Annotated in this window: 12 protein-coding genes; 3 read left to right on the top strand and 9 right to left on the bottom strand. The window is 38.7% G+C overall.

The annotated features are described in order from the left end of the window. Positions 1 to 55: 55 nt before the first annotated feature. The 3 genes from ACHABU_RS02535 to ACHABU_RS02545 are packed head-to-tail and all read left to right on the top strand — an operon-like array spanning position 56 to position 2515. Positions 56 to 709: a GNAT family N-acetyltransferase gene (locus ACHABU_RS02535; protein ID WP_435761924.1), complete on the top strand. Its 654-nt coding sequence runs from the start codon at positions 56 to 58 to the stop codon at positions 707 to 709. 1 nt (position 710) lies between these two features. Beyond that, on the top strand, positions 711 to 1361 hold the full coding sequence (locus ACHABU_RS02540) for an acetoin utilization AcuB family protein (RefSeq protein ID WP_435761926.1): 651 nt from the start codon (positions 711 to 713) through the stop codon (positions 1359 to 1361). Then, positions 1358 to 2515, top strand: a complete 1158-nt coding sequence (locus ACHABU_RS02545; protein WP_435761928.1) for an acetoin utilization protein AcuC — start codon at positions 1358 to 1360, stop codon at positions 2513 to 2515. Before ACHABU_RS02540 ends, ACHABU_RS02545 begins: the two co-directional genes overlap by 4 nt. Before the next feature lie 23 nt (positions 2516 to 2538). Here ACHABU_RS02545 and motS read toward each other — a convergent pair whose 3' ends face one another. From motS to ACHABU_RS02590, 9 genes are all read right to left on the bottom strand, one after another. Next, positions 2539 to 3324, bottom strand: coding sequence for a flagellar motor protein MotS (gene motS / locus ACHABU_RS02550; RefSeq protein WP_435761930.1), 786 nt, complete (start codon positions 3322 to 3324; stop codon positions 2539 to 2541). Then, complete coding sequence (motP, locus tag ACHABU_RS02555) at positions 3314 to 4138, bottom strand: flagellar motor protein MotP (protein ID WP_435761932.1); 825 nt, start codon at positions 4136 to 4138, stop codon at positions 3314 to 3316. The genes motS and motP overlap by 11 nt, the downstream gene beginning before the upstream one ends. Positions 4139 to 4270: 132 nt before the next feature. Then, positions 4271 to 5272, bottom strand: coding sequence for a catabolite control protein A (gene ccpA, locus ACHABU_RS02560; RefSeq protein ID WP_435761934.1), 1002 nt, complete (start codon positions 5270 to 5272; stop codon positions 4271 to 4273). Between the two features lie 226 nt (positions 5273 to 5498). Then, positions 5499 to 6572 carry a bifunctional 3-deoxy-7-phosphoheptulonate synthase/chorismate mutase gene (locus ACHABU_RS02565; RefSeq protein WP_435761936.1) on the bottom strand — a complete coding sequence of 358 codons (1074 nt, stop codon included), beginning with the start codon at positions 6570 to 6572 and terminating at the stop codon, positions 5499 to 5501. 650 nt (positions 6573 to 7222) lie between these two features. Continuing rightward, positions 7223 to 7804, bottom strand: a complete 582-nt coding sequence (locus tag ACHABU_RS02570; RefSeq protein ID WP_435761938.1) for a YtxH domain-containing protein — start codon at positions 7802 to 7804, stop codon at positions 7223 to 7225. Positions 7805 to 7831: 27 nt separating this feature from the next. Beyond that, positions 7832 to 8239: a DUF948 domain-containing protein gene (locus tag ACHABU_RS02575; RefSeq protein WP_435761940.1), complete on the bottom strand. Its 408-nt coding sequence runs from the start codon at positions 8237 to 8239 to the stop codon at positions 7832 to 7834. A 775-nt stretch (positions 8240 to 9014) separates the two neighbouring features. After that, the gene (gene murC, locus ACHABU_RS02580) at positions 9015 to 10325 is read right to left on the bottom strand and encodes a UDP-N-acetylmuramate--L-alanine ligase (RefSeq protein WP_435761942.1); all 1311 of its coding nucleotides are present in this window, start codon (positions 10323 to 10325) and stop codon (positions 9015 to 9017) included. A gap of 167 nt (positions 10326 to 10492) precedes the next feature. After that, a complete protein-coding gene (locus ACHABU_RS02585) occupies positions 10493 to 11608 on the bottom strand; it encodes a nicotinate phosphoribosyltransferase (RefSeq protein ID WP_435761944.1) in 1116 nt (371 codons plus the stop codon). Between the two features lie 70 nt (positions 11609 to 11678). Next, complete coding sequence (locus ACHABU_RS02590) at positions 11679 to 14141, bottom strand: DNA translocase FtsK (RefSeq protein WP_435761946.1); 2463 nt, start codon at positions 14139 to 14141, stop codon at positions 11679 to 11681. Positions 14142 to 14194 lie beyond the last annotated feature (53 nt).

Below are 14194 nucleotides of genomic sequence, written 5' to 3' on the forward strand. Positions count from 1 at the left end.
CAAAAACTCCTGTATAATGATTAGTGTAAGCGCATTAAAAACAGGTGGTGAACAAATGGAACATGCCAAAACTTATCATTCTTTTTCCTATGAAACAGATCTTGGACCAATTGTTATTGAAGGGCCACTATCTTCAAATGAACTAAAACAACACCATTTTCATGAACAGTTAACCGCGTTCAGACCTGCCCACAAGCAATTCGAAGCGCTTTTGAGTATTGCAGAATTTCCGGAGGGTCGAATCCTTGTTGCGAGAACAGATGATACCATTGTTGGTTATGTCACGTATTTACACCCGGATCCTCTGGAGAGATGGTCTGAATTCAATATGAATGATTTAATCGAGCTTGGTGCAATTGAAATGATACCTGCATACCGCGGAGCAAGAGTGTCATCCAACCTGATCAAGCTATCCATGATGGATGATTATATGGAGAATTATATCGTAATTTCAACAGAATATTATTGGCATTGGGATCTAGAAGGTACAAAACTGAGCATCTGGGACTACCGAAAAGTGATGGAAAAAATGATGGCTGCAGGAGGCTTACTCCCTGCTCCTACAGATGATCCAGAAATCATTTCCCATCCTGCCAATTGTTTAATGGTCCGTATCGGCAAAAATGTACCAGATGAATCGATTCAACAGTTTGATAAACTTCGCTTTTTAGCAAGGCATAATTTTCGAAATATGAGAGAGGGTTTATAAAATGCTGGTAGAAGATATAATGAAAACAGAAGTCATTACACTAAATCCAACAGCAACCATTGCAGAAGCATTGCTATTGCTGCAGAAGAACAAGATTAGGCATCTCCCTATCGTGGATGATGAAAAGCAAGTAATTGGAATCGTATCAGATCGGGATGTAAGAGATGCAAGTCCCTCTATATTTCTTACAGATGCGGACAGTAGTGAATTAAATAATGAGATTCAAACGATTATGAGTCATCCCGTAATCACGATACACCCTATGGATTTTGTCGAGGAGATTGCTGCTATTTTTTACAATAAGGAAATTGCATGCCTTCCTGTTGTTAGTAATAATCGCCTTATAGGTATCATAACGGAAAAAGATATGCTCTATACATTAATTCAATTAACCGGAACCCATGTACAGAGCTCTCTTATTGAAGTGAAAGTTCCCCACCGTCCGGGAATACTTCCTGAGGTTACTGCTATTTTTGGAAAACGAAAAACCAATATCGTATCTGTTCTGATTTATCCTTATCAAAGTGATCCTGATTATAAGATTCTCGTATTCCGTATTCAAACACTGAATCCCATGCCTGTTATTCAGGATTTGCGTGAAGCGGGTTATCAATTGCTGTGGCCAAATAATATTGCGGAGCCAAGGCGATGAGTGGAAGTGCAGGTTTTGTATTCTCTGAAGATTTCCTGAAGTATCGATTTAATGATGAGCATCCATTTAATCAGAAAAGAGTTTTGCTGGCCAAGGAATTATTGGAGACGAACGATACGTTACATGTCCAAGATATTATCCCACCGAGAATGGCTACAGATGAGGAACTTGCGCTTTTCCATGATTATGATTTTATCCATGCTGTTAAGCGCGGCGGTGAGGGTTTATTAAGTGAGGATGAAGGTTATGAATATGGTTTAGGAACCGAGGATACACCCATTTTTGCAAATATGCATGAAGCCAGCAGTTATCTGGTAGGTGGAACGTTAACCGCTGTCGATGAAGTACTGAGCGGAAACAGGGATCATGCCTTAAATCTTGGTGGTGGATTACATCATGGATTTCAGCGAAAAGCAGCAGGATTTTGCATTTATAATGACAGTGCTGTTGCAATTAAATACATTCGTAAAAAATATGATCTAAAAGTATTGTATGTAGACACGGATGCACACCATGGAGACGGTGTGCAATGGGCTTTTTATGACGATCCGAATGTCTGTACCTTCTCCATACATGAAACAGGCAGGTATCTTTTCCCTGGAACTGGTAATGTAAATGAACGCGGTATAAAGCACGGTCATGGTTATTCTTTTAATCTACCAATCGATGCTTTTACCCAGGATGAATCATTTTTACATGTTTATGAAACCGCATTCAAAGAGATTGCTGAATTTTTCAAACCAGATATTATTGTAACCCAGAATGGTGCAGATGCCCATTGTTTTGATCCGCTGACACACCTCTGTGGATCCATGCGTATATTTGATCAAATTCCTCTTGTTGCACATGAAATGGCACATCAATATTGTAATGGCAAGTGGATTGCTACCGGCGGTGGTGGATACGACATGTGGCGCGTTGTACCCCGTGCATGGGCGCAGGTTTGGAATGTAATGAAAACTGGGGAGCCTGCAAAAGGGTCTATTCCTAAAGAATGGATTACAAAATGGCAAATTGATTCACCTGTTGATCTTCCTCTATTTTGGCACGATAACAGTGAAGTACTACCTGACATTCCTAGAAAAGCTGAAATAACGGAGAAAAACGATAAACTATTGCAGAGCCTCCTAAAATATACAAAAACAATTAAATAGATAGAAAAAGTAATAGGAGCTGGTCAATTTTCAGCTCCATCTTCATTGTCAGTTTCCAAGATTACGATTTCCACACGGCGGTTTTGACTCCAGTTTTCCGGGGAATTTGGAACCAGTGGTCTTGTGTCCGCATAACCCACGGTTGAAAACCGGGCTATATCTAAATCATTTTCACTGATTAGATAACGAACGACACTGCTTGCTCTAGCACCGGACAACTCCCAGTTTGAAGGGAAACGATAATTGGAAATTGGCCTTGAATCTGTATGCCCTTCAACTTTAACATGATTCGGGATATCGCTTAACAATGTACCGATACGATCGAGAAATGGTTGACCTTCATCCAAAATATTGGCTTCCCCAGAGTCAAATAAAATACTCTCCTGAAGCACGAGAACGACTCCTCGCTCTGTTCGGTCTGCTGAAATAACATTATTCAGTTCATATTCATCCAAATAATTTTCTACGTTTTGCACTAAATCATTTAGAGAATCTTCTTTTTCCGGTTCATCCTTATCCGTTACGTTATCCATTTGGGTTGGTGTATCAAATTCATTGGTCTCTTCTCCACTCTCCATATGGTCCGTGCTTTCAGTAGGGTTCTCCATCGGAACCGGGGATGGGAAAAAATCAAAGATCATTCGGTTCTGAAACGATTCCGATATGGCATCAAATTTTACATGATCGATTTGCGACATAGAGAAAAGCAAAATGAAAAAAACCAATATTAGTGTCACCATGTCAGAATACGTAACCATCCACTTTGGTGCCCCATTATTTTTTTTACGCTTGATCTCTCTACGTTTCATTTACGCTCTCCCCTACGTAACCTGCAGCATCTTCTTTCTCTTTTCGTTGTTTGGAATCTTTCGGAAGGAATGCACTAAGTTTTTCTTCCAAAATACGTGGATTCTGGCCTGATTGAACACCAATAATCCCTTCGATGATGATCTGCTTTGTAAAAACTTCTTCCTCCGTCTTGGCTTCCAGTTTGGCTGCCATCGGGGTAAATACCAGATTTGCAAGAACCGTTCCATAAAGAGTCGTTAGAAGTGCAACAGCCATACTCGGACCAAGAGTACTAGGATCTGATAGTGTATTCAGCATTAGAACAAGTCCAATTAGTGTACCAATCATTCCCCATGCAGGTGCATATTCTGCCGCTTTTTCGATGAGCATTCTACCTTTATAATGTCGATCCTCCAATGCTGTGATTTCAGCATACAAAATATCTGATATTACTTCCGGTTCAATTCCATCGACAGCAAGCAGAATTCCTTTTTTTATAAAGGGATCTTCCACCTCTTCCAGTTCATTTTCCAGAGCAAGAATTCCCTCTCTTCTAGCACGCTCAGATAATCGAATAAATAAATGGATTAACTCTGAAAGTTGCATGTCATTTTTATGAAATGCTTCTTTCCATATGGCACTCGTTAACTTTAACTGTTCCATTTTAAAAGTGATAAGCATGGAAGCGATTAAGCCACCGATCACAATAAAAATAGAAGGAATATCTGCAAAAGATGCTATTCCCCCCGTACCGCTTTTCGTTAGAATAGCCAACATAATCATAATAAAACCCAAGGTAATACCGACCGGAGTTAATATATCACGTTTTCTCATATTCATTATCTCCCCATAGCTTTACTAAACAAGAAGCGTTCAAAATGTTACCTGCAGCGGAGTAGAGCAGAACCTCCCGATGATCCACTGGTAACTTTTTGAACACTATTTGATTTACTATTTATATCGGCATTAATTATTTAATGTTGAGTTTCTCAACTCAATTCGATGAGGTAAAACCACATTTTTATCTTCTACTTCTTCTTTATTCATATATTTGGTAAGAAGGCGCATGGCAACTGCCCCAATATCATACGTTGGCTGTACGATTGTAGTAAGTGTTGGTCTGACCATTGTAGCCAATCTTGTATTATCAAAGCCAAATACTTCAAGATCATCTGGTACGTTTAAACCCATGTCCTGTGCACCATGAATGACCCCTAAAGCAATTTCATCATAAGTAACAAATACAGCTGTAGGTTTCTCATCCAAAGCCAGTAATTCTTCCACAGCAGTGAGTCCTGTTTGATAAGCGTACACGCCTTTAATAATCAAATCTTCGTTCACTTCAATGTTAGACTCTTTCAATGCACGAATATAGCCATTATATTTAAGTACATTAACACTCGTATTCAATTTGCTCGCTACCAGAGCAGGTTGTTTATGACCATTTTCTATTAAATGCTTCGTTGCTTCGTATGCTGCAAGTTCATAGTCAATATTAACCGTAGGAATCGTATCGGTTGGATCATATGTAGATGCGAGCACGATCGGTACCGAAGATGTTTTAAATTGATGGGTATGTTCATCGGTTATATTCCCACCCATAAACAGAATACCATCCACCTGTTTTTCCAACATGGTGTTAATTAACTGAAGTTCTTTATCTTTATTCTGATCGGAACTACTTAAAATAATGTTATATTTGTACATCGTTGCAATATCTTCTATCCCACGCGCAAGTTCGGAAAAAAAGATATTAGAAATATCAGGGATAATCGCACCAACTGTCGTTGTTTTCTTACTTGCCAATCCTCTGGCAACTGCGTTTGGGCGATAGCCTAATCGTTCAATAGTTGCTAATACCTTTTTGCGTGTTGTTGGTTTAACGTTCGGGTTGCCATTTACAACACGTGAAACGGTAGCCATGGAGACATTTGCCTCTCTTGCTACATCATATATCGTTATGTTCATCTAAGTCTACCTCCTAAAAAAATTACAAATCGACTTCTTTCTCTATATGATACTCTACCATGAAAAAAATTACAAAAAATTGCACCACAAAATTATGCTGTACCATCACAGTCAGACGCTATACAACACTATTATTCATCAAATCTCAACCTTGTACTAATCTTTCTGTTTATTTATTTTAACACAAAAAGAAAGGCTGATCGCTAAAAAGGATCAGCCACTTCTATTATTTTAAACGATTTTCAACATCTTTTATTTCGTTAAAGAATTTATCAAATGTAGGAATATCCATTTGTTGAGCCGAATCAGATAACGCTACAGCTGGATCTGGATGAACTTCTGCCATCACACCATCTGCTCCAATTGCAAGAGCAGCTTTTGCTGTTGGAAGAAGTAAATCACGACGTCCAGTAGAATGCGTTACATCAACCATTACTGGAAGATGTGTTTCCTGTTTCAAGATCGGTACTGCAGAAATATCAAGTGTGTTCCGAGTTGCTGTTTCATACGTTCTGATACCACGTTCACATAAAATGATATTACCATTACCACGTGACATAATATATTCTGCAGCGTTGATGAATTCAGCAATTGTTGCTGACAAACCACGTTTTAATAATACGGGTTTATTTGTATCTCCAGCTGCTTTTAGTAATTCGAAGTTTTGCATGTTTCTTGCACCAATTTGAATAACATCAATATAGTTAATTGCTTCTTCAATATGTGCCGGATTTACGATTTCACTGATGACAGCTAAATCATATTCATCAGCAACGCGTTTTAATATTTGAAGTCCTTCTACACCAAGACCTTGGAAGTCATATGGCGAAGTTCTGGGTTTGAATGCGCCACCGCGAAGCAGTTTCAAGCCTTTACCTTTTATAGACTCAGCTACAGCGGCAACCTGCTCGTAACTTTCGACTGCACACGGACCAAATACATAGCTTGTCGTTCCGTCACCAACTTTTTTGCCTTTCACGTCTACAACCGTATTCTCAGGTTTCTTCTTACGAGACACAAGTAATGCTTTACTGTGATCGTCTTCCTGTAATTCAAGACTAGCTTTAAAAATCTCTTTAAATATATGTTCAAGTGTCGCATTTTGGAATGGCCCGTTATTACTTTCCTTAATTTTATCCAACATTTCTCTTTCACGTACTGGATCAAATCGTTTGATGCTCTGTTTTGTTTTCAATTGCCCAATTTGCTGAACAAGTTCTGCACGGTGATTAATCCGTTCCAGAATTTCCAAATTCACATCATCTAATTGATTTCTAAGCTGTTCCATTTCATTACTCATTTCCTATGCGCCCCCTGTTACAAATTTTAACTATTTTTAATAATTAGTGACAATTATAGCTAAAATTCTTCCATTTGTCACTATTAAGTTTATAAATAAATAGATATGAATTTCAAACCAAACATTCCTGTTAACAGAAAGGGATGCTGAAGCAGGTCTATAGCCTATCATTGCGTAACGGTACACGCTCCGTTACCAACCTCCTACCTGAATAAAAGTGGCGAAATTTGCAGCAATGGTAAAAGATTACTAAATCCGTTAGCATACAATTGGACAACATGCATGTAATTGAACATCCTTTTCCCTATGTTGATGTTAGCTTATCACGTGGAGCTGAATCAAATTTACGAACTCTCCATATGTACTTTATTTATTTGCTAAACAACGTGTGTTGCAGCATTGACAAGGACTGACTGATGGTGGAGCAAAATGCGGCATGTATACTGATACAGGAATCCATGAGGCGGCTAAACAAGGCTCTAGTAGGCGTAGGAGAAAGTACGAGTAGAAATATACCAATACGGCCAGAGGAACGCTTACAGCCTAAGGAATGGGCTATTGTTTGCGATGAGATAACGGAGGTAAGGCTATTATGTTAATTCATCAATTAAAAGACCGCTACATGCTAAAATGAGCGGTCTTTTAATTAATTATTCTTTTTTCGAATTAATTGTATTGGAAGGTTTGCTTTTCACAGCATCTTTTTCTTTTGCCTGCAAGTCTTCCTTATTTGATTGTTTTGCTTGATTATCCACCGTATTTTTTAATTCTTGTGCCTGACTCGTCGCATCTTTCTTCACTTCTTGTGATTTTTGCCCGGCATCTTGTTTAACTTCCTGTATTTTTTGGGAAGCGTCATTTTTTAATTCTTCTGCCTTTTGAGTTGCATTCTTTGTAAATTCTCCTGTTTTTTGAACCACATTATCTTTGAAGTCCTGTGATTGTTGCGTTACTGTTTTAGACAGCTGTGAGGTTGTATCCATTGCCTTTTTTCTTAATTCCGATCCTGTTGTGTATGCTTTATCTTTCCAATCGGTTCCTTTTTCCTGTGCCACATTTTTCAACTCTCCAGCACGGTATTTCACTTGATTTGCGCCTTGATTTATATTGCCTCTTAACTCTCTTCCCGATTTTGGTGCGAATAATAATGCAGCAGATACCCCTACCATTGTTCCTACTAGAGTACCGATAATAAAGTCTTTCGAATTAATATTATTGTTATTCTCTGACATATAATTTCCTCCTATTTATAGTTGATATTATTTATTTTTTTTCTTATTCCAATACTCAAAAATCGATGCTCCCCATTTAACAGCCTGTGCCGCTTTTTCCTGATCTTCTTTGGAATTACGGGAGATAATACTTGAAAGCTGTCTAAGTGTTTGATTGAAGTCATTGACTGTATCTCCAATACCTCTTGCTCCTTCAAATAAACCATCCAATTTTGTGGATTTATGATTAATATCATCCGCTAATCGATTCGTTTTATTGAGTAGCTCCGTCGTCTCTGTAGTTACTCCCTGCATTTGCTTTTCCAGACCTTGCATTGTCCCTGATACATCATTTAGTGTTTGTTTCGTTGCTTTTAATGTGATAATTACATATACTACCAGCACGACGAATGCAAGCGCAGCGATGAGTGCGGCAATATATAACAATATTTCCATTTCTGATTCAGCTCCTTTTGCATGTAATAGTAAGTTAAGTAAGTTCTAATACAGATAAGTCCCTATCGATTCCGAACGAAGCCTACCCTTTTTCAATATTACCCTAAAAAATCGACGATAAACATATGTAAGGTTGAAGTTCGTTACCTACTTATCTCTAGTATAGACTCTTCTCTTAACAATTTCGACAAATATGATATAAATCCTCTTTATTTTATAATTTATTCTTTTACCTAATTATTTTTTAAACTTATTGCTTATGTTACAAAATGTATAAATTGCGACGTAACTGCTGGTTGATTTCCACTACGGACAGTTGCTTTCCGCGGGCACGGCCTCAGCCTCCTCGAGAAAACCACTCTGCGGGGTCTTCGGACACGTGCTGTTCCCGCAGGAGTCAACTGTCCTCCGCTCCAATCAACTGCCTTAATAGAGCGAATTCATTATCTACTCAATAAAGTGATTAGTAACTGTTTGTTGGACACTATACCAGCTCTGGGAAATACACGGAGACTTCTGCGGGAGCAGAGGCATCAGTGAGACAGCGCACCGCCTTAGCGCAAGTTGGCCTCACCAGCCGCCCGCGAACCGTAAGTGTATTTCCCAGAGCGGCCACTGAAGCTACTAATCTTATGTCGCATTTTATCTCAACTCTTCAATGCTTAAGGTACAACTATTTTTACGAATAAATTCTTACTTAAAGATACGTTGCTGTTTGTCTGTGATTTTTGGACATAGAAAGAGAACCATCCAACTAGTCGGATGGTTCTCAAAATTATTTCTTAACAGTAGTATTCAATGTATCCTCATAGGCTTTTTGGAATTTTTGAATATCCCCTGCACCCATGAAAACCAATACACTGTCCTGATATTCCTGCAATACTTCAGCATGGTCTAATTCAAATAAGGAACAATCTGGAATACGTTCCTGCAAATCATTAATGGTCAACTGGCCTGATTCTTCTCTTGCTGACCCAAAAATATCACATAAATAAACAACATCCGCTTCACTTAAACTATCAGCAAATTCTTGTAAGAATGTTTTGGTTCTCGTAAAGGTATGCGGTTGAAAAATAGCCACAATTTGTTTACCCGGATATTTCCTTCTTGCAGAGTCAATCGTAGCTGTAATCTCTTTTGGATGATGCGCATAGTCGTCAATAATTACTTGATTTCCGACCTTCTTTTCAGTAAAACGGCGTTTAACCCCTTTAAATGAATAAAGCTTTTTAATGTACTTTGCATCAATGCCCTCATAATGACAAATTGCGATTACTGCCAGGGCATTTAAAATATTATGATTTCCAAACATTGGAATGGTAAATGTATCATAATACGTATTTCTAACAAAAACGTCAAATTGTGTGCCAGCTTCTGTTTCTTTTACGTTTTGTGCCTGAAAATCATTCGTTGCAGCAAACCCGTAATAAATCACTGGAACCTTCGTATGAATTTTTTGCAATTCTTCATCATCGCCACAGGCAACAATACATTTCTTAACTAAGTCTGCCATCGACTGAAACGCATCGATTACATCGTCGAGACTCGTAAAATAATCAGGATGATCAAAGTCTATATTCGTTATGATCGCATAGTCGGGTTCATAGCTCAGAAAATGGCGGCGATATTCACAAGCTTCAAACACAAAATACTTACTGTCCACATGACCGTTTCCAGTACCATCTCCGATAAGATAGGAAATCGGGAACGACTCATCCAGAACATGTGCGAGCAGTCCTGTAGTAGAAGTCTTTCCATGTGCACCGGTTACAGCAATACTGGTGAATTGTTTTAACCATTCACCCAGGAATTCATGGTATCTGTAAAATGTACAACCTTGGTTTTTCGCTTCTTGAATTTCTATATGCTCATCGGAAAAAGCATTACCTGCAATAACGGTATATTCTTGTTTAATATTACTCTCAGAAAAAGGGAATACTGGTATGTTCTTCTCTTCCAAAACTTCCTGCGTAAAAAACTTCTTCTCTACATCCGACCCCTGAACTTTTTCACCAGAGTCGTGAAGGATTTGTGCCAGTGCACTCATTCCCGTCCCTTTAATACCAATAAAATGGTAAGTTGTCATAAACGAACCTCCAACATGTTCATACAAACGTTAATTTAAAAATTGTATGAAAGGATTTTCACACCGCTTCATTATAGCAAAGATTGACTCTGTTTCAAACACTAATGCGCTTCATCTGAAAATGTTATCAAATTGTAAACTAGCTGTAATTGAATGGTTTTCCTAACTTATTCATTTGGATTAAAGTAGTCAACCTTTTCTAGACGAGGATTAGGTCTGAACCGTCGTCCCTCTTTTGCTTCCGGACTGCCATTGAAAAGGACAAGATCCCCGGTAAATCCAATATTAAGTCGCAATAAACTTCTTCCCACTCCATACATGTCCACCGGTACGCCTGTTCTTTCAAAATCGGTAATCCGATCTTCCGTAAATCCACCTGTCACCATAATTTTCACATGCTGGAAGCCATCTTCATCGAGCGCCTTTCTTAATGCAAACAGCAATTCCGGATTAACACCACGCGGGTCGAAAGTCCCCATTAAATGATGGTTTCTCAGGAAGTATTTATCCACAAGTGTACGGGATGTATCAAGTCGAACCGATTTCAGTTTATCACCGAATTCTCTTGCAACTTTCAGTGAATCTGTAATTACATCATTATTATAATCAACGAGTGCTGCTAATTCATCTTCAGGATATAGTTCGTGATAGGCTTTCGCAGCTGCTACCAAGTCTCCACGAAACATTTGTATTAATGCATGTGGCATCGTCCCCATGCCTTCTTTCCCCCACCATTCATTCATGGCATGGGTAGCTTGGGCAGTGGAACCACCGATAAATGCGGCATAACCGTCTCCGGCCTGTGTCGTATAATGATCATCACGATCACCCATAAAGATAACCGGTTTTTGCTCCCCGGAGGTTCGTGCAGCTTTTACCACATTGTATACATTTGTTGCTACAGATGTTCTTCTTGCAAGAATTCCATCTATTAGACCTTCTAAAAAGCCAAATTGTTGATAGGATCCAGAAATCGTCAATACGGTTTCGTATGGAGTGATTTTATCTCCGTCTTTTAACGAGTTAATTTCCAATGTTTCAGGATTATCGGCAAATGTATGTAGCAATGCAATAGCTTCATCCGTACCACATAATACGGCATTTTCTTTTTGGAAAAATTGCATGGTTACATAATTATTAGGTAATTTCTTTTCTGCGATTTCCTTTGTTTTTAAAAAATATACAGCTGAAAACCAGCCTTCTTTAATACGTTCATCAAATTTAAAGGTTTTATTCGTGAGACGTTTTATTTCACCTGTGAGTTTCTGACTAATCTCTTTCATAGAATGTTTTCTCCTTATCAATTGCCATGGTTTCTCTATCATATATAATTTTTCAGATTCAAACAAATAATTACAATTCATCCAGTTGTGACTGTGTAATGAGCACATCTCTTGCCTTACTTCCATTTTGACCGGAAATATAACCTCTCGCTTCCAAAGAATCAATCAGTCGTGCAGCTCGATTATAACCAATCTTGAAGTGACGCTGCAGCAAGGATGTACTTGCACTATTTTGATTCATGATAAACTGAATGGCTTCCTCCATTAATTCGTCCTCATCTTCATCCATACGAACCTGTTCCAAGAGCTGTTCCTGTTCAAATAAATAGTTCGGTTCTGCAATACTTCTTGCATAACTTGTTACCCGTTCGATTTCTTCATCAGATACGAATGGGCCTTGCAATCTCACGCTTTGTCCGGTTCCATTCTCTACAAATAACATATCCCCTCTTCCAAGGAGCTTATCTGCACCACTTGAGTCGATGATGGTGCGTGAATCAATTTGGGAAGATACGCTGAAGGCAATTCGAGTCGGAATATTCGCCTTAATGAGACCTGTAATTACATCCACAGACGGTCGCTGTGTTGCCAATAGCAGATGGATTCCACAAGCTCTTGCTTTCTGAGCGATTCGACTAATGGAATCCTCGACATCCTGTGGTGACATCATCATTAAATCTGCCAGCTCATCAATAACGATAACAATAAATGGCATCTTCTGATTGCCTCTGCCCTGTTTAATAACTTTTTGGTTATAGCGTTCTATGTCTCGAACCCCTTCTTCCACAAATTTTTCATACCGTTCTTCCATTTCATTGACAGCCCATTTCAAACTTTGCGTTGCGGCTTTCACATCGGTAATCACCGGTGCTACCAAATGAGGAATACCATTATATGGTGCAAGCTCCACCATTTTCGGATCAATCAATAAGAATTTGACATCCTCATGACTCGCCTTGTAAATCAAACTGATTAGTATCGTATTGATACAGACACTTTTCCCTGAACCTGTAGCACCTGCAATCAAACCATGCGGCATCTTTTGTATGTTTGTAATTTTAGGGTATCCTTCTATCGTTAGTCCAAGGGCAATGCTCAAGGGAGATTTGCTTTCTTTGAAGTCATCTGTTTCAAAAATGCCCTGCAAACCTACCATTTCGGATTTTCGGTTTGGAATCTCGATCCCAACTGTATTTTTACCTGGAATCGGTGCTTCAATACGTATATCTCTTGCAGACATATTCAACTTAAGGTCATCAGAAAGGTTTTTAATCTTGCTTACCTTCACTCCCATTTCAGGCTGTACTTCGAATCTAGTAACAGATGGCCCTTGAGTTGCTTTTACGACTTTGGCACGAACATTAAAGTACTTTAACGTCTTTTCCAAGAGTTCTTGTTGTTCACTGACCCAAATCTGATCATCGTTACTTCTCGGAATTGGATCATTCAGCAGATGGTATGGAATTTTATTTTGTTCCTGTGCCGGTTGTTCTATTTGCTGCTTGTTCTTCACAGGTTCTTCCTGTTTCTCTTCCGTTGGCTGTAAGACTTGGGCTTGATGTTGCTCTTGTTTTATTTGTTTTTCTGCATGCGTACGTTCTTGTTCTTGCTGTTGTGTTAGCGCCCGTTGTTGTCTGTCAAAGAGATTTTTCTTATCCCTTGGCGTCATTATCACATTAAATGGTTCCAGCTTATATTCACTGGCTGTCTTTTCATAAGCTTTTTTGTTCTCTCTGGAGCTGATCGGGTTAATCTTTTTCTGACGATCTTCCTTTTTTACAGCGGATTTTTCTTCAACAGATTCGTGTTTCTGTTCTTCCATTGATTCTGCTGTAGCAGCAGTTTCTTGATGATGCAATTCAACTACATTATTCGGATCTTCTTGTTCAGGTTGTATGCTCTCCTGAGTGACAATGCTTTTCTCCGGCTTGTCCTTCAAATGATCACTGGCAACATTCAACGGATGATGCATATCTTCAGTCACATCTGTTTGAACTGGTTGCTTGGTTTCAAGCGAACTCTCCTGTTTCGATTCCTTGCGCTTATAAGCTGGTATATTTTCAATTTCCTTTTTTTTCTTTTCTTTATGAAAGCCATAAATAGGTGATGGTACTTCTGTCAGTTGAAAAGGTACACTTGGATCCTTTTTGTATACTTTTCTGCTCTCTACCAATGTTTCCTTGTATGTTTGCCTCACTGGCGGATTGATTTTTGTTTCTCGAGGTTTTCTCTCAGCCCGTGTCTGCTTCCTTTTCTGATATGCTGGAATATCATCTGTTTTTGTTGATTTTGGTTTATCTTCGGCTTTTTCCCATTTTGGTTTCGGCTCGTCCGGAATAACCGGGAATCGAAAAGAATTACGATCCGGATATTGATACATCATTTTAGCTTTTAACTCTTGATTTCCATTGGTTGTATTGTGGTGGCTATGTGATTCTAATTCAACCACTTCCTCCACCTCTATTTCAACTTCTTTTGTAAATATATTTTTAATTTTCTCTTTCCAATCGTCCCACATTTTTAAATCACTCATTTCTATTTCCTAAAAATCATTTGCTCTCTATTTTAGCAGTTTTTCAATAGATT

It is taken from the genome of Oceanobacillus sp. CF4.6, from assembly GCF_051262635.1.
In the GTDB taxonomy this organism is placed as follows: Bacteria; Bacillota; Bacilli; order Bacillales; family Amphibacillaceae; genus Oceanobacillus.

What these genes read in the sequence shown, in the direction of transcription:
- ccpA (WP_435761934.1), bottom strand. Translation starts at nt 5,272, where the DNA reads ATGAACATAACGATATATGATGTAGCAAGAGAGGCAAATGTCTCCATG.
- ACHABU_RS02545 (WP_435761928.1), top strand. Translation starts at nt 1,358, where the DNA reads ATGAGTGGAAGTGCAGGTTTTGTATTCTCTGAAGATTTCCTGAAGTAT.
- murC (WP_435761942.1), bottom strand. Translation starts at nt 10,325, where the DNA reads ATGACAACTTACCATTTTATTGGTATTAAAGGGACGGGAATGAGTGCA.
- ACHABU_RS02585 (WP_435761944.1), bottom strand. Translation starts at nt 11,608, where the DNA reads ATGAAAGAGATTAGTCAGAAACTCACAGGTGAAATAAAACGTCTCACG.
- ACHABU_RS02565 (WP_435761936.1), bottom strand. Translation starts at nt 6,572, where the DNA reads ATGAGTAATGAAATGGAACAGCTTAGAAATCAATTAGATGATGTGAAT.
- ACHABU_RS02540 (WP_435761926.1), top strand. Translation starts at nt 711, where the DNA reads ATGCTGGTAGAAGATATAATGAAAACAGAAGTCATTACACTAAATCCA.
- ACHABU_RS02590 (WP_435761946.1), bottom strand. Translation starts at nt 14,141, where the DNA reads ATGAGTGATTTAAAAATGTGGGACGATTGGAAAGAGAAAATTAAAAAT.
- motS (WP_435761930.1), bottom strand. Translation starts at nt 3,324, where the DNA reads ATGAAACGTAGAGAGATCAAGCGTAAAAAAAATAATGGGGCACCAAAG.
- ACHABU_RS02535 (WP_435761924.1), top strand. Translation starts at nt 56, where the DNA reads ATGGAACATGCCAAAACTTATCATTCTTTTTCCTATGAAACAGATCTT.
- ACHABU_RS02575 (WP_435761940.1), bottom strand. Translation starts at nt 8,239, where the DNA reads ATGGAAATATTGTTATATATTGCCGCACTCATCGCTGCGCTTGCATTC.
- motP (WP_435761932.1), bottom strand. Translation starts at nt 4,138, where the DNA reads ATGAGAAAACGTGATATATTAACTCCGGTCGGTATTACCTTGGGTTTT.
- ACHABU_RS02570 (WP_435761938.1), bottom strand. Translation starts at nt 7,804, where the DNA reads ATGTCAGAGAATAACAATAATATTAATTCGAAAGACTTTATTATCGGT.